1 protein-coding gene is annotated in these 258 nt (G+C 56.6%); it reads right to left on the reverse strand.

Annotated elements, in window-relative coordinates:
* Positions 1-258 (reverse strand): trehalose-6-phosphate synthase (locus tag Q4563_RS20885; protein WP_303605882.1); only part of this gene is annotated, 258 nt, incomplete at both ends.

Here is a 258-nt window from a genome sequence, read left to right on the forward strand (position 1 = left end):
GAGTGAGGGTTGGTAAGTAGCGCTCCACGCAGTTCGGCAGCGGCACCGGCAAATTCCGACAATACCAGCACTCCGGCTCCGTCGACCATTCCTTGGGTGGCAACGTATTCCTTGGCTACCAGATTCAGGCCATCGCGCAGAGGGGTAATCCACATCACATCGGCCATGGCGTAGTAGGCAACCAGTTGTTCAAACGGCACTTTGCGGAAGAAAAACTGCAAGGGTGTCCAGCCGATTTGGGCAAAGCGGCCGTTGATG

The organism is Gilvimarinus sp. 1_MG-2023 (assembly GCF_030548285.1).